The 18,587-nt window shown below is 34.6% G+C and carries 15 protein-coding genes and 1 tRNA gene; 5 read left to right on the forward strand and 11 right to left on the reverse strand.

The features are described 5' to 3' along the window. Genes MHB44_RS15880 through MHB44_RS15890 form a run of 3 tightly spaced genes read right to left on the reverse strand, consistent with a single transcriptional unit; the run spans position 1 to position 6,162 of the window. Positions 1-1,089 (reverse strand): saccharopine dehydrogenase NADP-binding domain-containing protein, encoded by a 1,089-nt coding sequence (locus tag MHB44_RS15880; RefSeq protein WP_341299970.1) that lies wholly within the window; start codon positions 1,087-1,089, stop codon positions 1-3. Continuing rightward, complete coding sequence (locus MHB44_RS15885; protein ID WP_341299971.1) at positions 1,082-5,416, reverse strand: amino acid adenylation domain-containing protein; 4,335 nt, start codon at positions 5,414-5,416, stop codon at positions 1,082-1,084. The genes MHB44_RS15880 and MHB44_RS15885 overlap by 8 nt, the downstream gene beginning before the upstream one ends. A gap of 8 nt (positions 5,417-5,424) precedes the next feature. Beyond that, positions 5,425-6,162: a VOC family protein gene (locus MHB44_RS15890; protein ID WP_341299972.1), complete on the reverse strand. Its 738-nt coding sequence runs from the start codon at positions 6,160-6,162 to the stop codon at positions 5,425-5,427. Between the two features lie 657 nt (positions 6,163-6,819). Here MHB44_RS15890 and MHB44_RS15895 point away from each other — a divergent pair. The 4 genes from MHB44_RS15895 to MHB44_RS15910 all read left to right on the forward strand — a co-directional run bounded on the left by MHB44_RS15895 (position 6,820) and on the right by MHB44_RS15910 (position 11,789). Next, positions 6,820-7,200 (forward strand): ATP-binding cassette domain-containing protein, encoded by a 381-nt coding sequence (locus MHB44_RS15895; RefSeq protein WP_341299973.1) that lies wholly within the window; start codon positions 6,820-6,822, stop codon positions 7,198-7,200. Beyond that, positions 7,151-8,002, forward strand: coding sequence for an ABC transporter ATP-binding protein (locus MHB44_RS15900; RefSeq protein ID WP_341299974.1), 852 nt, complete (start codon positions 7,151-7,153; stop codon positions 8,000-8,002). Before MHB44_RS15895 ends, MHB44_RS15900 begins: the two co-directional genes overlap by 50 nt. Positions 8,003-8,257: 255 nt before the next feature. After that, positions 8,258-10,045: an ABC transporter ATP-binding protein gene (locus MHB44_RS15905; protein WP_341302986.1), complete on the forward strand. Its 1,788-nt coding sequence runs from the start codon at positions 8,258-8,260 to the stop codon at positions 10,043-10,045. Continuing rightward, on the forward strand, positions 10,038-11,789 hold the full coding sequence (locus MHB44_RS15910; protein ID WP_341299975.1) for an ABC transporter ATP-binding protein: 1,752 nt from the start codon (positions 10,038-10,040) through the stop codon (positions 11,787-11,789). Before MHB44_RS15905 ends, MHB44_RS15910 begins: the two co-directional genes overlap by 8 nt. A 684-nt stretch (positions 11,790-12,473) precedes the next feature. Here MHB44_RS15910 and MHB44_RS15915 read toward each other — a convergent pair. The 5 genes from MHB44_RS15915 to MHB44_RS15935 all read right to left on the reverse strand — a co-directional run bounded on the left by MHB44_RS15915 (position 12,474) and on the right by MHB44_RS15935 (position 15,019). Beyond that, on the reverse strand, positions 12,474-12,620 hold the full coding sequence (locus MHB44_RS15915; RefSeq protein WP_341299976.1) for a hypothetical protein: 147 nt from the start codon (positions 12,618-12,620) through the stop codon (positions 12,474-12,476). 64 nt (positions 12,621-12,684) lie between these two features. Next, positions 12,685-12,900, reverse strand: a complete 216-nt coding sequence (locus MHB44_RS15920; RefSeq protein ID WP_341299977.1) for a hypothetical protein — start codon at positions 12,898-12,900, stop codon at positions 12,685-12,687. Positions 12,901-13,207: 307 nt separating this feature from the next. Beyond that, positions 13,208-13,825, reverse strand: coding sequence for a hypothetical protein (locus MHB44_RS15925; RefSeq protein ID WP_341299978.1), 618 nt, complete (start codon positions 13,823-13,825; stop codon positions 13,208-13,210). 204 nt (positions 13,826-14,029) lie between these two features. After that, positions 14,030-14,626: a hypothetical protein gene (locus tag MHB44_RS15930; RefSeq protein ID WP_341299979.1), complete on the reverse strand. Its 597-nt coding sequence runs from the start codon at positions 14,624-14,626 to the stop codon at positions 14,030-14,032. A 319-nt stretch (positions 14,627-14,945) separates the two neighbouring features. Further along, positions 14,946-15,019: transfer RNA gene (locus MHB44_RS15935), tRNA-Arg, on the reverse strand. 243 nt (positions 15,020-15,262) lie between these two features. On the opposite strand from MHB44_RS15935, the gene MHB44_RS15940 reads away from it, so the two are divergent. Then, on the forward strand, positions 15,263-16,009 hold the full coding sequence (locus MHB44_RS15940) for an SDR family oxidoreductase (protein ID WP_341299980.1): 747 nt from the start codon (positions 15,263-15,265) through the stop codon (positions 16,007-16,009). Here the strand turns inward: MHB44_RS15940 and MHB44_RS15945 are convergent. From MHB44_RS15945 to MHB44_RS15955, 3 genes are all read right to left on the reverse strand, one after another. After that, positions 16,006-16,662, reverse strand: a complete 657-nt coding sequence (locus MHB44_RS15945; RefSeq protein WP_341299981.1) for a DUF2071 domain-containing protein — start codon at positions 16,660-16,662, stop codon at positions 16,006-16,008. The two genes, MHB44_RS15940 and MHB44_RS15945, sit on opposite strands and share 4 nt — an antisense overlap. Before the next feature lie 51 nt (positions 16,663-16,713). Beyond that, complete coding sequence (locus tag MHB44_RS15950; RefSeq protein WP_083448608.1) at positions 16,714-16,863, reverse strand: DUF2639 domain-containing protein; 150 nt, start codon at positions 16,861-16,863, stop codon at positions 16,714-16,716. A 95-nt stretch (positions 16,864-16,958) separates the two neighbouring features. Then, positions 16,959-18,419 (reverse strand): YdiU family protein, encoded by a 1,461-nt coding sequence (locus MHB44_RS15955; protein ID WP_341299982.1) that lies wholly within the window; start codon positions 18,417-18,419, stop codon positions 16,959-16,961. Positions 18,420-18,587: the final 168 nt, after the last annotated feature.

The following is an 18,587-nucleotide window of genomic DNA, read 5'->3' on the forward strand; positions in this document are numbered from 1 at the left end:
TTAATTCTCCTCTATCATTGAGATATATCCTGTTCTCAGTAGTTGATTAAAAAGCTCTTTACTATCGATTATTGATTGTGCAAAGTAGCACCCTTTTTTCTTTGTAAAATCAATATCTAACATTTGCATGGCCACACAAGCTGCTACTACACCAGAACAATAATTCCAGTTTGTACTACTTTGTAACCACTTTTTCCTTTTTACTCCATTTTCATCCCAAACAACATATATAATGAATCCTTGGCTTTTATCCTTTGTACTATAGGTTTTCATCAAACGATTAGCAGAAGCTCTCTTTTCCTCTTCTGTCTTAAATAACTGCATTGCCTTAATCGTAATAAAATCTGTTAACATTTTTTGCGTTGCAAAGGTATTATAAAAGTAAGCATTTGTAATCTTAAAATCGTTTAAGCATTCCATATACTCCTCACTTATAACTGGTAAAGTGTATACTTCATTAAACGGTGGCGGTAATATAATTTGACTGCCTATTCCTGAGGTCATCTTCTTAATCGCTCCATTACAGTAATAAGCCATCCCGTGTCCCTCATCTTTTTCTAGGCTTGATATAATGTCGTAGGCTCCCGTTTCAGAGAAATTTCCTTTACCTGCAAAATAACAGCGTATATCATCAATAGATTCATGATTATTTTGCATCAAGAATGCAAGAAACATTTCGGTCAATCCAGGATAGACGCCAGCTGAAATGGCTAGAGTTATTGAACTATTTCGCTTTGTCATCGCATCTTTTATCGCTGTTTTCATCGTTTTATCGCCAGACACATCAAGATAATTTGTGTTCGTTTCCATACAAGCATCTGCTACTCGATCAAGTACAATAGAGGAAGGCCCAGCAGTGTTAATCATTAAATCGCAATTATAGCAAAAGGAAATAAGGCTTTTTTTGTCAAAAACATCAACTGCTTTATATTGGATAGCTTCTGATTCATTGCCATATTTCTCAACTAACTTTTCTATTTTTCTACTACCTAGTAATAATTGGTAAGAATTATTTTCTAATAATGTCTCAACAACTCCTGAACCTACTTGTCCTGTTGCACCAACAATTCCAATAGACTTTCTATTCATGGTGATGAATGCTCCTAATTAATTGATGATTGATGGGCTCTAGTAGCATTTCAGCAACTTTATAGGCATTCTCATTATCCTCTATACATGTAATATGATTTCCTTCAATTGGTATTTCCTCAAAATGCCCAATACATAATTCCTTCCAAAATGTTAACGTATCCTGTTTATTTGTGAAGATAAAGTCCATATCCTCCTTAGCAACTAAATAACGAATATCGCCAAAGTAAGCCATCGGTCGTATGTTTGACCCCTTAAAACTTTGTAAATAAATATTGTAATATCCTTCTAGCATCTCATCTGGGATAATTTCTCTTGTTTTTCGTTCAATAGCTGCGCGATAATCTTTAAACCGCTGTTCTCTACTTAGCTGTGATAGCTTTCTAATAAATTGGTAGATTGCTTCATATTTTGCTTCATTTTTTAGCTCCTCAAGATTTGCCGCACTTAGACTTTCATTATTTTGATAAAAAACATAGATAATAGCATCCATCAATTCTTGATTTGTAGCACCTTCATATACATCTTCAACAGTAATATAGAAGTTTGTGATAAAAATTAGTTCTAATGGAATTGAATCCTCAATATCATATAAAACAGGAGCACTATCAATTAAGGTAAAGTCTATAATCTCTATTCCTTTGTCCAGTAACCTTCTTGCCATTTCAAGAGCTATAAGTCCACCCATACAATAGCCAATTAATTGAATTTGAGCGGGTTCTCTTTCTACTATTTGTGAAACATAATCATCTGCTAAATGCTCAATTAATACTGAAGGATCAATTGCTAAATATTGATGAATATCTTGAACAGATATACTAACTACTGTACCTACAGCCTGCTCGACTAAATGTTTATTTAAATATTTAAAAGCATTCATCGTTCCTAACCCAGCATGGACAACAATACGTAAAGGTTCACCATGTAAAGGCGACTCTTCTTTTACTAAGCCAATTGATTGTAAATGGTTCAATTTAATGGATTGGTGTGCCTCATTACCTTCTTTCACTGTAGATTGCACTAACCTCTGTGCAACAAATTCAATAATTGGTTCATTTAACAGTTGTCTAAGAATAAAATCAAATGTCAAGCCACGAAATTGATTATCATTCTCAATATATTTTGTTATTTTTCCCGCTAATTGCGATAATGTTAAGGAATCCGCTCCATAATCGTATAAATTTTTGCTTACTTGAACATGTTCTACATGAAGTATCTCCTGTGCAAAATGACTGAGTGCCTCTTCCAATTGATTTTGCGTTTCAACCTCTTCAATTTCCACCACAACATTCGCACTTTCCACAACTAGTTGTTGTACCTGATTTTTTATATATTGTCGGTCTAATTTTGCATTAGAATTTAATGGAATATCCGATAGAATAAATATTTTGACTGGCACCATATATTTAGGTAATAAACTAGTAAGATAATCAATGAAATCCTCACCATAAATATTTATTTGACTACCCTTATCCAATAATTTAACAACCGCATAAAGTTGTTGCTCATTTAGTACAACAGCACATGAAATATCAATTTTTTCATGTTTATTCAATAATGATTCGATTTCTCCTAAATTCACAAGATTCCCTCGTAATTTCACTTGATTGTCGAGGCGTCCTATAAATTCAATTTCCCCATTATCCATATATCTGCCGTAGTCACCTGTACGATATAATCTTTCTTGTTTACCATTAGTAATAAAACGCTCCTTTGTTATTTCAGGATTATTATAGTAGCCCTGTGCAAGACTTTTACCACCAATATACAATTCCCCACAAACCCAATTCGGACAATCTTCATTATTTTCATCCAAAATATTATAGTGCTGATTAGCCAATGGAAAACCATAAGGAATTGTCTCTCTATCAAAATCTTCTTTACAACAGAGGTGATAGTTTGACCAAATACCCGCTTCCGTCGCACCACCTAAAGCAATGATGACACTTTCAGGAAAAATACTTGCACAATGTTTGACCATTTTTGGTGGTACCCAATCCCCTGATAATAAAATAGTTTTCATCGATTTAATGTTTAATTGCTCTATTCCATCTGCACTTAAAAGCAGTTTCATCAGTGCAGGTACTGTATTCCACATTGTAATCTTCTTTGTTTTAATACACGTTAACCAATAATTAGCATCATACAGATGTCCTTGTTCAGGATAGACAATCGTACCACCAGCACTTAATAAACCAAAAATGTCATAAACAGAAAGATCAAAATTAAGCTTTGATAATGCTAAAACACGATCGCTATTGGTAATACAAAATCTCCTATTGATATCTTCAATTGTATTCATTGCTCCTGCATGAGACATCGCTACACCTTTTGGTTCTCCTGTTGAACCAGAGGTAAAAATAATATAGGCAAGCTTGTCAGCATCTCCGTCATAAACTTCGTATGATGCCTCCTCAATCTCTACTAATTGGTTAGCTATAATTAGTTGCTGCTGCAAAATGTTATATATCGGATCAGGTTCATCAACTAAAACAGTGGTTACTTGACTTTGATCGATTATTTTTTTTATTCGACTAATTGGCTGTGCCTTGTCAATTGGCACATAGACGGCTCCCAATGATAGTATTGCTAATACACTCGTAACTTGATATACGGATTTATCAGAAATAATGGCTATCCTATCACCTGCTTTGACCTGATACTTCTGAAGCAATGTTCCTAATTTAAATACCATACTGCGTAGGGCTTGATATGAATAATGATGTTCTCCCTCTATAACTGCTATACTATTAGGTTGTTGTAATGCCTGTTCAAAAAATCCTTGATGTAACAAACGGTTCACTACACTATTATTGATCGTATTATTTACGCTTGCTCTAAGTTGAATTTGTGCATCTGGCAACGTCACTAGCGATGACGATTCCCATGCCTCATCGTCATGTACTAGCCTTAATAAAGCAGCTTCAAATGATGAAAACATATCTTGAATTAAATTGGCAGGAAAAACGCCTTTTCTTACATCCCAGTTCACACGTAAGCCATTGTCATCATCCATTACCTGACAATCAATAAACACTTGTGGTGTTTGGCTAATGCCATATTCATTCATTTTCCCTATTAATCCATGTGAATCAATTAAATTGATAGCACTTGTGAAAACAAAGGGCATAAAAGCATGTGCTTGTCCCTTTTGTCTTGTAATCTCTCTCAACACCTCTATACCTGAAAAATTACTGTGGTCTAAATCACGAAACATTTGTTGTTGTATATTATTCACATTATTAAAAAAAGTTGTTTCTTTATTTCTAAAGTCAACTTCGGTTAAATTAATAGATGTAAAATCACCAACAACGCGATTGACATTTGGATGGACAGGATATCTATTTAACAGAATAAGGTTAATGATAAAATGCTTATTTATGCTCCATTTGGCTAAACACTGACTATATAAGGTGAACAACACACTTGTAGCAGTTATGCCCCTATTAGCAATAGAACGTTTTAATGTATCCCAATCATTTTTATTCAATTGAATAAAATAGCGTTCAAAAGATTTTTCATCATGTAATAATGACAATTTAGGCAATGTAGGTGCTGCTGGAAGATCTATTACTCTGTTATACCAATAGGCTTGATCCTCTTTATATTTCTTTTGATGTCTCATCTCATCTACTAACTTCACATATTCTTTAAAGGTAAAATCATTATTCGGTAATATTACGTTTTCTTTAAAATAAATCGTCTCAAACTCTTTTATTAATATCCAAATGCTTGCCCAATCAACAATTAAAAAATCAAAAGACACATGCATTGTTGTCCCGTGCATTCTTTTACTCAACGCAATATCAAACAACGGCCAACGATCTGATGAATAGGTTTTACTCCCTAATTCCTGTCTAATTGCATCGAGACGCTGATAATCATCAACACCATTTGTTGTTAAGTCTTCATAGCGTATTTCTATTTTTGGCATTTCGTCTAATACACTTTGATATCCATTATGATTCATTGTAGTCCTTAGCATTTCATGACGTTCTATTAGTGCCATCCACACATGCTCAGTCTTCGTTTTATCTAGTTGATCATATTCAAGTTCCATATAAATATGACTTGATACACCTCCATATTCAAAACTATCCATACTGCCTACTAAATAAGCTGATTGAATAGGTGTTAATGGAAACGTATTATCTTGCTCCTCATGCTCCAATACATTTATCAATTGCTCTTTATAAGTTTTAAGAAACGACATAATATCTTCGGATAGCTTATCCTTATCAGCTTTAAAATTTAACTTACCGTTGCTAGTCCATAATACGATTCCTTGTGCCTTTAATTTGTATATTTCATCTCTTAAATGCTTCATATTTTGGCTCACTTCGCACCCTCACCTTTTTCATGTAATATGTAATCCTTGTTTATTAAGCTCGCGCCATGTAGTAATTGAGTGTCAACCTTTTCCGTTAATCCTTCAATTACAACATTATTAATTTTGAAATTATTAGCCACATCAATATGCAATTTCACATCATCTTTCAAAATAGTGCTCAGTACCTCTGCTGTATGTTTGGTGCAACTAATTGACATCGAATGAATATGCTTAGCCCCATTTGTATGGTGAATAGATTTAGGTCTTTGAGGCGTACTATAAGCAGAAACAACAAAGGGTAGCTCAATAGGTGATAAAGAGAAAAATCCGTATGTTATAATTTCTCCTGTCGGCTTCTTCCTCCTACCATTTAGCACTTTAGATGTTTTAATGCCTAGATTATTTATTTCTCTTCTTACGGAGTCTAAGTTATCTTGCTTAGCAATTTCTTCTTTATATCCTTCTAAAGCAAAGTCAATTAGACCTTCATGCTGAACCATCCATTTCTTCCAACGTTCTTGCATTGATTTCCCATAGATAATTCCTAATGGAATACTAATAGGTGACATAAATCGCTTCATTTCAAATAATTCAACAAAAGGACCTTGTTCAAACCATATAAATGCATTAAGAGAATTTTTGGGGTTCCTCCCCCATTCAACCTGAAACCCAGCTTTTTTAAAATCATTAACAGCCTTTTTAATATTGGTTACTCTACATTGAATATGACTGATTTTTAACAAGTAAATTCCACACTTTCAAAAATATTTTAATATTTGCTTAACAATACCAATAAAATTATTCTATAATTAATTGAGAATGAATATCATTATCGATGATGTCTTATATTCTAAATTATTCTAAATATAAACGCAATACTCTTTATTGGTTATTTTCGGAAATAAAATTTTCTTTCACTATCTAATTGACATTGATATTCATTATCAACTATACTCTTTTTAGATTAACCTAAAATATTCAAAAAAGTAAATAATCTGTTAATTTATTTTGAAAGGAGTTATTATTATGCAAAAAAAGAAAGTTTACGTACAGAAGATTTTATGACAGTCGGTATTTACACAGGCATTTTTTTGCCCTTCTATTTACAGTCTCATTGTTAGGCTACATACCTATTTTTAATGCATTGTTACCTGTTTTAGTTGGTATTGTTGGTGGTGTTCTCTTTATTTTGTTTTTAGCAAAAACTGAGAGATTTGGCATGATTACATTAAGCGGTATTATTTGTGGATTAATTATGATGTCAATGGGTGGAAATGGCATTTATCCGCTACTTACTGGGATGGTGTGTGGATTGTTTGCTGATATTCTTTTTATCAAACTTAAATCAAGTTCATTTTCTATGTCTCTATCATATGCTGCGTTTCGTTTGAGGCGCTTTTATGATACAGCTCAAAAATGTATCCTTTTTATACAATCATCAAACAAGAATGGCCTTGCAAAATATAAACTTAACTATTCCTCAAGGTGAGGTGATCGTGCTATGTGGTAAATCCAGTTGTGGCAAAACAACGCTTACAAAATTATTGAATGGGCTTATCCCTCATTACATAGATGGACAACTGAAAGAGGCTATTTTTTTGGATAATCAAGATCTTCAATTTTTAAAAATATACGAAATTGCCAAGCTCACTGGCTCTGTCTTTCAAAATCCTAAAACGCAATTTTATAACATTGACACAGATAGTGAGCTTGTTTTTACAGTCGAAAACTTTGGGATACCAGATAGAAGAGATACTCAGTCGAAAAGCAAAAATTGTTGAACAGTTTGGGTTATATCCCCTCCTACAAAAAAATTTGTTTCACCTTTCAGGAGGAGAAAAACAAAGGATAGCCTGTGCATCTGTCGCGATTCATGATCCTCCTGTTATCATCCTTGATGAACCATCTGCTAATTTGGATCAAGAGGCAACGGCACAGCTCAGCGAAATGATTGTACGTTGGAAAGCTCAAGGTAAAACGATTATTATTTCTGAGCATCGACTGCATTACTTAAAGATGCTTGCAGACAGATTTGTATTGATGGAAGAAGGTACAATCAAACATATTTTTTCACAACAAGAGATGCTCAATATGTCAAATGAGGCACTTTATCAGCTTGGCCTTCGAGCAATTCATCTTGAAGAACTGATGCCTCAACAAACCTGCCCCCTAAAGACAAATTCACATTTTAAGGTTGACGCACTCATGTATACTCATCATGATTTTCAATTATGTATAGAAAAATTAGACCTTCCATTTCCAGCAATATTTGCAATCACTGGTCATAATGGTGCAGGTAAATCAACATTTGCTAAATCTTTAACTGGCATCAATAAGAAAGCTTCCCCTACACTACACATCAACAATGTTTCTTTTAAGAAAAAGCAATGCTTAAAAATAAGTAGTATTGTTATGCAAGATGTACATCATCAATTATTTACGGAGAGTGTTTTAACAGAAATTCTCCTTTCTATGCCTAAGCCTAATAAAGATAGGGCACTTGAATTACTTTCCTATTGGATGTCATTCAATTTAAAAATGCTCACCCAATGTCTCTATCTGGTGGTGAAAAACAACGGATAGCCATTCTTTCTGCGATTGCCGCAGATACACAATTAGTTATTATGGATGAGCCAACGAGCGGACTTGATTATCATCATATGAAACAGGTTGCGTATTGTGTCAATATGTTGCGGAACCAGCATAAACAAGTCTTTATAATTACCCATGACCCTGAGCTGATTTCACTTTGTTGTGATGGAACGTTTGAATTAGCTCAGGGCACGATCAAGAACATAATGATATTTAATAAATAAAGGATGTGAAAACTTGGAACATATTGAAAGAAAAGAACACTGGATAAAGTCAATTATTCAATTTGCAGGGAGTTCCAAAATACCTCTTACATTATCTGTGCTATTAGCGATTATTAGTGTACTTGGTGGATTAGTTCCATATGTAGCCGTCTATCAAATACTCACTTCTTTAATTGATGATGTACAAACAATGCAGAGTATCATTTTTTGGATTACGATAGCAACAATCGGTTATTTTGCTCAAACAGTATTTCATGCGATATCAAGCTATTTCTCACATCGGGCTGCTTATAATATTCTGGAGGAAATACGTTTACAGCTAGCTGAAAGATTAATACGAGCACCACTCGGTCATATTCTTAATCAACCAGTTGGAAAAATCAAAAACGTTGTCATTGATCGCGTTGAAACATTGGAATTGCCACTAGCCCATATTATTCCTGAAGGTATTTCCAATCTATTATTACCAATTGGTGTCTTCATCTATATGCTAACGATTGATTATCGACTAGCACTTGCCTCACTTGTAACAGTACCAATTGCTTTTATCGTCTATGCCTTTATGATGAAAAATTTTAACGCGCAATATCAGCAGTATATGGATGCTAGTAATCATATGAACAGTGTTATTGTAGAGTATGTAGAAGGTATAGAGGTCATTAAAACATTTAATCAAACAAATGAATCTTATAAAAAGTTTTCTATGGCTATTACAGATTTTAAAAATTATACAATGAAATGGTTTCGTAGTACATGGCCATGGATGACATTAGGGAACGCAATTTTACCCTCTACGCTTGTTGGGACATTACCAATTGGTTTATGGCTTTATTATAATAATGCCATTAACCCCGCACAATTAATGATTTGTCTTATTTTATCTATGGGGCTTATTTATCCACTTATGAAGTTTACTGTTTTTGTCAATGACTTCAAGGCTATTGAATTTGCCATTGAGGATACAAAAGCATATTTACAGCTCGAGTCACTACCAATTGCCGTTCAAGAGGCTGTAACACCAACAAATTATACGATTGAGATGAATAATATTTCATTTAGTTATGATAACCAGCATAAAGTCATTGACAATCTTTCATTGATGATTCCTGAAAGAAGTTACACAGCACTTGTTGGACCTTCAGGAAGTGGTAAATCGACCATTGCCAAACTACTGGCACGCTTTTGGGATGTGACAGATGGAAGTATTACCATTGGTGGTATAAATATTAAAGATATTCACCCTAATACCCTGTCTAAACAAATTAGCTATGTTGCTCAGGATAATTTTTTATTTAAAACAAGTCTTTTAGAAAATATTCGAATGGGTAATCCACATGCCAGTGATGAAGATGTATATAGAGCAGCACGTCTAGCAAGATGCGATACCTTTATTTCTCGATTAGAAAATGGCTATCATACTGATTCTGGTGAAGCTGGCAATAAATTATCGGGTGGTGAAAAGCAACGCATTGCGATTGCTCGTGCCATCTTAAAGGATGCACCGATTATTATCCTTGATGAAGCGACAGCTTTTACAGATCCTGAAAATGAAGCAGAAATTCAGAAGGCTTTTAATGAACTAGCGAAAGCTAAAACATTGATTGTTATTGCACACAGACTATCGACCATTAAGCATGCCGATCAAATTGTTGTGTTAAAAGATGGGCGCATTCATCATATTGGTAGCCATGCTGAACTGCTCGCCACGAATAATCTTTATCAAAAATTATGGCAGGCACATATTAGTTCAAAGAAAAATGAACGCCTAGCTGAATCGGATAATTCGCAGGAGGTATCGTCAAATGGTTAAAATCTTACAAAGAATTACACAATGGATTGGTCCATACAAAAGGCGTTTATATCTAGGTTTTGTTTTCTCTTTTTTTCAATCTGTCTGTATTGCTCTACCAATCGTTATCACCGCTCATGGCTTACAGCTAATGCTGGACGACTATTATGGTATAAAAACATTAGAAGTAAACATAATTTGGTTATTACTATTATTTTTAGTGCTATCTATTGTTGGTCGATTTATCTTTTCCTATTTAAAGGCAATCGTCCAGGAAAGCATTGGCTATGAAATAACAGCTGACCATCGAATCAAAATGGGGCATACCTTAAAAAGGGTCTCTCTTGGATTTTTTCATAAGCATCGGATTGGTGACATTAATAGTGCTGTGACAACCGACTTATCATTTTTTGAAATGATGGGCATCAAAATGGTTGATGTAGTTGTCAATGGCTACATTATGACATTTACGATGATTCTCTTCCTGTTCTTTTATCAGCCAATGCTGGCTTTCGTAGCTATTGGTGGTATTGTTGCCTCTACGATCTTTCTTAAACTTCTTCAACATCATAGTAGAAAAAATGCTAGTTACCATCAAAAAAGCCAGCACCAGCTTGTCAGTGCGACATTAGAATATTTACGTGGGATGGCCGTGATTAAAAATTTTAATCAAGAAGGCATTGCAGCTCGCAATATTCAAGAAGCCTTCCAGAATAGCAAGCAAGTCAATATCAATATTCAAAAAGGTTTTGGTGCTTTCAATGTCGGACATCGAATGGCTTTAAAACTTGCTTCTGTACTGCTAGTATTTGTTGCTGCTTACTTCGTGACCAATGAAGAAATGGTGCTTGCTGATATGTTCTTGATTATCCTATTTTCATTTGTGATGTTTGACAGTGTTGAGCCTATTAGTGATGCTACACATGTCTTAGAGACGATCAATCGTACCCTAGATAAGCTGGAATCCATTGAAAATACAACCTTCATTGACGAAGAAGGTAAAGATATTCAGCTTCAGCATCATACTATTCAGTTTGATCAGGTCTCCTTCTCATATGATAATAGACCTATTATTCAAGATGTATCATTCACCATTCCAGAGGGGACAACAACAGCCATTGTTGGACCATCAGGCTCAGGAAAAACCACTCTTTGCAATTTGACTGCCCGTTTTTATGATGTCCATAAAGGGGCTATTTTGATTGATGGTATTAACATTAATACGATACAGTTAAACAGTCTTTTATCATCCATTAGCATGGTATTCCAAAAGGTCTATTTATTCAATGATACGATTTATAATAATATTCTTTTTGGTAACCCAAATGCTTCGAAAGACGAAGTGATTGAAGCTGCGAAAAAGGCACAATGTCACGACTTTATTATGTCACTTGAATATGGCTATAACACGGTTCTCAGTGATGGCGGCTCTTCACTATCTGGTGGCGAGAAACAGCGAATCTCTATTGCCCGTGCCATTTTGAAAAATGCCCCCATTATTATACTGGATGAGGCAACAGCAAGTCTTGATCCTGAAAACGAAACACTTATTCAAACTGCACTTGAAAAATTAACGCAAGGGAAAACAACCATTATCATCGCTCATCGTTTAGCAACGATCCAAAAAGCCGATCAAATTATCGTTCTGGAAGACGGAAAAATTGCCCAAAAAGGAACACATGACTCATTGTTAAAAGAAAACGGGGTCTATCGTCACTTTATCAATATCCGACAAGCAGCCGAGAATTGGGAGCTAACAACTTAATTTTAGCATTAGCAAAATGAACCTATGCTATGGTTTATTCTGCTAATGCTTTTTAGTAATAAATATTACCTATCAATATTTCGTCAGCATTCCACCTGTGTCAATGCCTTAATAATTAATACACCTAGCATAACGGGATCGTTAGGAAAATGCCTATGAAAAAATGGTTTATTATTATACCTACTGCTCTTTTGCTCCATCTAACGCCAAAATTTTATCTACCAAAAGAATTGAATATCGATGCAGAATAACATCTTGAATATTTAATATTATCATTACCCTTTCTACTACCTGAAGTACAACATTCTAAACATCAATCTCTATTCAGGAAAAATACTGATGATTCTATTTGAAGTGTATTCAAGAATAATTCTCTTGTTTATTTCTAATATATTGACAGAATAGCCATAGCATCAATATTTACAAATTCATGTTATTTGGGTTAAATTTTTATTATCCATTTGAATCCCTTTTTTATGCGAAATCAATTGACCAGCTTTAATTCGATTGTACAATTGGAGTTTTTTTCTTGAAATATTAAAATTTCCTTTTTCAATATTAACCATAGTTTGTCTAGAATTTGCTATATGCTCAATTGTTATTAATAATTTAAGTCGTTCAATATTTTTGGAATAATTAGTAAAAAATATATCGAAGCCACCTTTAAATAAAAAAACTATTCATTTAAACAAATTTTATATTTTGCTTAACAGCATCTTCTACCAAAGCATACAATAAATCTACAATACTAAAAATAATCATCGAGGTTGCCATATTTAAATTAAATTCTTCAATTAAACGAGAATCATATATTAGTTTAAAAACAATCACGCCCAGTGCTCCGCTGAAAAAAGTAAAGGTAACTACTTTAAACCATAAAGATTTGATAAATTTACTAACGATAAATGTTAATGGCAAAAAATGAAATGGGATATGCAATAAAGACTAAAGAACCCATAAAAAACAAATAAATCGCTCTCAACTCATGAAGTCCCATATATTCATGTGTCCTAATTTTATTTCCTTCTACTATTTCTAATTCAAATACTGCAATGGAAAATAATAATCCAAAAGGTACCCACATGATTAAACAATGATAAAACGTTTTCACACTATTTCCCTCTCTATCTTCTTACAAGTAAGCCTTCTAACTAAATCAGACGAAAAAAGTGGAAGAAAGTTTATTTTGCTCCCATCAAATAGCTAAGATTTCTTGCTATAACAGACAAAAAAGAGCTAAGCATCTGCTTAGCCCCATTATCAACAAATATATAGTTTCAATAATATAAGTGTGCTACTCTGCTTACATCATTACTTATGTTAATGATAACTTTGTAATTTTAGATATATCAAGCTCATATATATATTTTCATAAATGCGACAGCTATCAATAATTTTTTCTTTCTCTCCAAAAAACATCACTTGGAACATATCGTTTTTATATTGAACAATAAATAAATCATCACATAAATGAAATGTATTAGATTAATTGCGATAAAGCCATTTGTTTGAGCTGTAGCTTTCACACTAATTTTACGGCCATTTGCGCTGACAACATCATAACCACGCTCATTTGCATTTAATGCTAACTGCCCATCTGTTTGAAGCACACATAAAAGTTCCCCAATCCGTCCCATTAAATGATGCAATTCATAACGCCAAATCTCATTATAGTGAGTATACAGTTGGGTGATTTGTGCTTTACTAAGCCCATCACATTTCATATATTTCACACTATTAATCCACTCGCCTACTATACACTCATTTGCTTGACCTTTCTTCTTTTGAAAAATAAGCCCAGTATACAATGCATTCTCTCCCAAATATTTATATACATTGCGGTCGTTATATTGAAATAAATGCCTTGTAAACAAAATCCCTTCATTGTAGCGGTTGTAACAATAATCCGACAACAGCACACTCGCCTTATTCACACCATATTTTTTCTCCAGCAATGCCTTTATATCCGTTGTTTTTACTATATCGCCCTCACGTCCCGCTAACACCTCTTTCAGCTGTTCATAAATCGTTGTCATACTTTTTCCTTTCTTGGTATCTCACAATAGGCTATTATAGTTTTCAATATTTCTTATAAAAAGGTATCCAGAAAAAACGTAAACATAAAGAACTCCGAATTAGTATTCATTCCAATTCAGATTTCTTACTAATTGAAGCTAGTTATGTCCCAGCCTCTTGTCTACAATCTGAGCCTTACAAAACTTGTTGTAAGGCTTTACTTTTTATATACTTGTTCCATCCGTAAAGATTATGGATTTAATTTTGTATTTAAATGTCATATTCTCAAATGGCAAATTATAAAACCGCATATCTGCATCTTTGAATTGATTTAAATCAACAGCAGTATTGAAATTTGTAGAACCATTTGCAGGAATAACATTCCACTCATATTTGAAATCTAATGTATATACCAATTCATCAAATATATCATAAAAATATGTTTCTGCTAAAAATCCTTTAATATCTTTATCTGTATGGTTAATATATTTTAAAATAAAATTTAGTTCATATCCATATACATTATTATCAATACTTGGGTCTCTAGGAATAACATCTTCTAAAATCAATGTCAAAGATGTATTTAAGTGACTGTCTTCAGCAATATCTTCATTATTATTGGAAATTTCCTCGTCACTTTCAACTACATCATCTTGATTTGATGTATCTACTTTTTCTTTTTCCTCCTGAATTAAAGTTTCTACTTTTTCTTGTTCATTCTCACCTGAATTTTCAACATTTTCTTCTTTCTGATTACATGCTGATAAAATCAAAACATAACATAAACCCAGAAATAATAACTTTATCTTATTCTTACCCATAATGTTTCCTCCAAATATGTATTAATCTACATGATATCATAATTAGGAAATTTCACTCAATACAAAATAATCATTTTCAGTGTCATATAGTATAAACAAAATTCTAAAAAATGTAATAAAAACAAAACTAAATAACTGTAACAAAATATTATATATAAATTTCATTTATAAATATCCCTACACACATCTACTAGTTTCACTGAATTGAAGATAGATCCAATCACATTATTTATCAAAATTTTAATTTGGACACCAATTAATGAATTATGCATAAATGAAAAAAGCCTTACAACCATTGTGGCTGTAAGGCTAAGCATAGCGTCCCAGGAGGGATTCGAACCCCCGACCGACGGCTTAGAAGGCCGTTGCTCTATCCAGCTGAGCTACTGAGACATAATATTATTATAATACTTTTGGATGCTTTATTTTAGATGTCCCATATGAAGGACAATATTTATTATATGTACTTTGGAGCAGAATGTCAACATTAATTTTACTCTGAAGGCAGGGTTTGCCTCCTGATGATTAATAATAGGTTGCCACAACGTTATTATGCCATTTCTTTGTTCTTTTAGATAGTAGGAACAAGCAAATATTTGTTAAAATATTGGCACTACAACACTTGGAGGTATATGGATGTTTAAGGATTCGGTTGTGATTGTCACAGGTGGGGCTCAAGGGATTGGTAAAGGCATTGTGCTGGCTTATGCGCAAAATAGCGCGAACGTTGTTATTGCTGATATCAATGATGATTTAGGACAGCAACTAGAAGAGGAAATGCTAGCGCAAGGTCTCTCTGCTTTATTTGTGAAAACGGATGTCACAAAGGAACAGGATATTGTTTATTTAATGCAACACACTGTTGAGCAATTTGGAACAATTAATATACTCATTAATAATGCTGGCAAATTTCAGCATAAATCTCCTTATGATGTGACATTTGGGGAATGGAATTATCTCTTACAAACAAATTTAACAAGTGCCTTTTTCTGTGCAAGGGAAGCAGCGAAAGTAATGAGAAATAATATAAGAGGTGGTGCAATTGTTTCGCTTGCCTCTACGCGAGCTGAAATGTCTGAGCCTTATACAGAAGCCTATGCAGCCACAAAAGGCGGGATTGTCGCATTGACTCATGCTTTAGCACGGTCATTGGGTCCTGATCGCATCACTGTAAATTGTATTTCACCAGGATGGATTGAAACAGGAGATTATAAGGCGCTTCGTCCAATCGATCATACCCAGCATTTATCAGGACGAGTCGGTGTTCCTGAAGATATTGCCCAGGCTTGTTTCTATTTAACAAACCCTAACAATAATTTTGTCACAGGCATCAATTTGACAGTTGATGGGGGTATGACAAAGAAAATGATCTATGAGGATTAAGTATGTTCAATAACTGGTAGAAAAACCTTTGCTACTTGCTGTTTTGCATAATGAGCGATGGGTTGTGTATGCTGAAATGTATTTTTAAGAAAAGGTGCTAGCGTGTTGCTTTGGATCGTAGCATAGGCTTGCTGTAGCTGCCATGGGGCATGTTGAATATCAATACGAAATAAAGCATTGCCCCATTTTGCCCATGAATGATAACGTTCCACTAGCCATTGATCGAACACTAAATTAGTATTATCTGCTGGCTTATAAATAACCCTTAATCTTTCATCAAATGTTTTATAGCGGCTTGTATATAAACCCTGTTGTAAAAATATTTCTGTATAACGATATGGTAAACTACCCATTGTAGCTAGTTTTACAAGAAGCTGATTTGTAATATCTAAATGAAAAAAATAAATCCCTTTCCTGCCGTTATACTCCACATATGTTCGAACATTTAATTGTAAATAGGAGCTAATTCCAGGAAACGGTGGAAGAAATCGCAGCCGCTGCCCTTTGACTTTAAAAAGAACAGCACTAAGCCAAGCATTATCTTTATAAATGTCTAGCTTTAACTCTTGCGGAATATGTTCCGCCAATATTTCAGGTACTATTGGCCAATGTAAAAATAATACATCTTGCCATGTTTGCGTCCCAATCCACATAGTATAACTCCTTTCTATCGTCTAGTTTTTCCAAGAAAGGAGTTATTCAAACTATTTTGCCTGCACTTCCACATAGCGATAATATAAATTGCGTAATTCGGACTCCTTAAATAAGCCTAGATGACTTTTTAATTGAGGATGTACTAAAATTCCATGTGCACGTAGCTCTTTTACAAACCATCCTTTTGAATATTTATGCATCTTCTCCATTCCCCTTTAGCTATATTCATAACATAGAATATGCTTTTGGCTGCTAGAGGGACACTAAAAAACGAGAGGATTTATTCCCCTCGTTTTTATGTGCCACAAAAAGTGCGATATGGTTGATGCGATGGCTCTGGCAGCGAAGCATAGTCTCGTTGCTCCTTTGTATAGGCAAAGGGCTGTGCAAGAACATTCAGTAGTTTATCAATTAAACTATAGTCCCCACGCTCAACAGCAGCCTCTAATGCCTCTTCTACTCGATGATTACGTGGAATAACAGCGGGATTATGTTGTTGCATTAATTGTTGGGACATTTCCTTTGTTTGCTGCTGTTTTGCTAAACGGGCAAGCCATTTTTGATGCCATTCTTTAAATGCAGGTGCATTCCATAACTCGGATTCGTCAGCCTGCTCCACCGTTAATGCGATAAATGTATTGGTATAATCGGCTTTATATTGTGCCATAAGCTGAAGAAGGTCTTCGACAAGCTGAGCATCCTCCTGATCTTTATCAAAAAAGCCAAGCTTTGCCCGCATTCCCGTTAGCCAATTTTGATAATAGAGCTGTGGGTATTGCTGTAATGCATCCTGTGCAAGCTGAATCGCCTCCTCTTGATTGTCATGGATTAACGGCAATAAAGCTTCGGCTAAGCGAGTTAAATTCCAGCCACCAATGTTTGGTTGATTACCATAAGCATAACGACCTTGTCGATCAATCGAGCTAAACACGGTTGCTGGATCATAGGTATCCATAAACGCACAAGGTCCATAATCAATCGTTTCCCCACTAATGGTCATATTATCTGTATTCATAACACCATGAATAAAGCCAACTGATTGCCATTTTGCAATTAATGAGGCTTGTCGGTTAATGACTGCTTGTAGTAAATAAAGATAACGATTTTGGCTATTATCGTTATGAGAGAAATGACGTTCCAGTGCATAATCTGCCAGTAGTTGCAGCTCTTTATCTGTTCCCCATTGTGCCGCATATTCGAAGGTGCCCACTCGTAAATGACTGCTTGCAATGCGTGTAACAATGGCTCCCTGTAATTCGGTTTCGCGAATAACGGTTTCACCTGTTGTGACAACTGCCAAGCTTCGCGCAGTGGGAATCCCTAATGCAAACATCGCCTCACTAATAATATATTCTCGCAGCATTGGTCCTAACGAGGCTCGTCCATCGCCACCACGAGAATATGCTGTGCGCCCTGAACCTTTTAATGCAATATCATACCGTTGATGCTGAGGTGTCATATGTTCGCCATATAACAGAGCTCGCCCATCCCCAAGCATTGTAAAATGACCAAATTGATGCCCTGCATAGGCCTGTGCAATCGGCTCAGCCCCTTCAGGCATTTGATTGCCTGCCAATTGAGCAACCGCTTCCTCCGTGTGCAATGCTTGACTATCTAATCCTAGCGATGCTGCAAGTGCCTCATTCAGCAGTATCAGCTTTGGTGAACGTACAGGCTGTAACGGAACCTTAGAATAAAAAATACTGGGCAAACGAACATAATCATTATCAAAATTCCAACCAATTGTCTTTTCCATCGTTTCTCCTTTATTGTTATTTTATTTAGCTTATTATGAATCATAGCTAGGCTTTCAATCCACTCTCTTCATAAATAGAGAAAATTTTTATACTATACTTTACCATAAATATAAAAAACGCACCCAATCATTTGTCTACAGATTGAGGTGCGGAATACAGGATAAATT

The sequence above is a fragment of the Lysinibacillus sp. FSL H8-0500 genome (assembly GCF_038051955.1).
GTDB lineage: Bacteria > Bacillota > Bacilli > Bacillales_A > Planococcaceae > Lysinibacillus > Lysinibacillus macroides.

What these genes read in the sequence shown, in the direction of transcription:
- MHB44_RS15880 (WP_341299970.1), bottom strand. Translation starts at nt 1,089, where the DNA reads ATGAATAGAAAGTCTATTGGAATTGTTGGTGCAACAGGACAAGTAGGT.
- MHB44_RS15885 (WP_341299971.1), bottom strand. Translation starts at nt 5,416, where the DNA reads ATGAAGCATTTAAGAGATGAAATATACAAATTAAAGGCACAAGGAATC.
- MHB44_RS15895 (WP_341299973.1), top strand. Translation starts at nt 6,820, where the DNA reads ATGATACAGCTCAAAAATGTATCCTTTTTATACAATCATCAAACAAGA.
- MHB44_RS15910 (WP_341299975.1), top strand. Translation starts at nt 10,038, where the DNA reads ATGGTTAAAATCTTACAAAGAATTACACAATGGATTGGTCCATACAAA.
- MHB44_RS15925 (WP_341299978.1), bottom strand. Translation starts at nt 13,825, where the DNA reads ATGACAACGATTTATGAACAGCTGAAAGAGGTGTTAGCGGGACGTGAG.
- MHB44_RS15930 (WP_341299979.1), bottom strand. Translation starts at nt 14,626, where the DNA reads ATGGGTAAGAATAAGATAAAGTTATTATTTCTGGGTTTATGTTATGTT.
- MHB44_RS15940 (WP_341299980.1), top strand. Translation starts at nt 15,263, where the DNA reads ATGTTTAAGGATTCGGTTGTGATTGTCACAGGTGGGGCTCAAGGGATT.
- MHB44_RS15945 (WP_341299981.1), bottom strand. Translation starts at nt 16,662, where the DNA reads ATGTGGATTGGGACGCAAACATGGCAAGATGTATTATTTTTACATTGG.
- MHB44_RS15950 (WP_083448608.1), bottom strand. Translation starts at nt 16,863, where the DNA reads ATGCATAAATATTCAAAAGGATGGTTTGTAAAAGAGCTACGTGCACAT.
- MHB44_RS15955 (WP_341299982.1), bottom strand. Translation starts at nt 18,419, where the DNA reads ATGGAAAAGACAATTGGTTGGAATTTTGATAATGATTATGTTCGTTTG.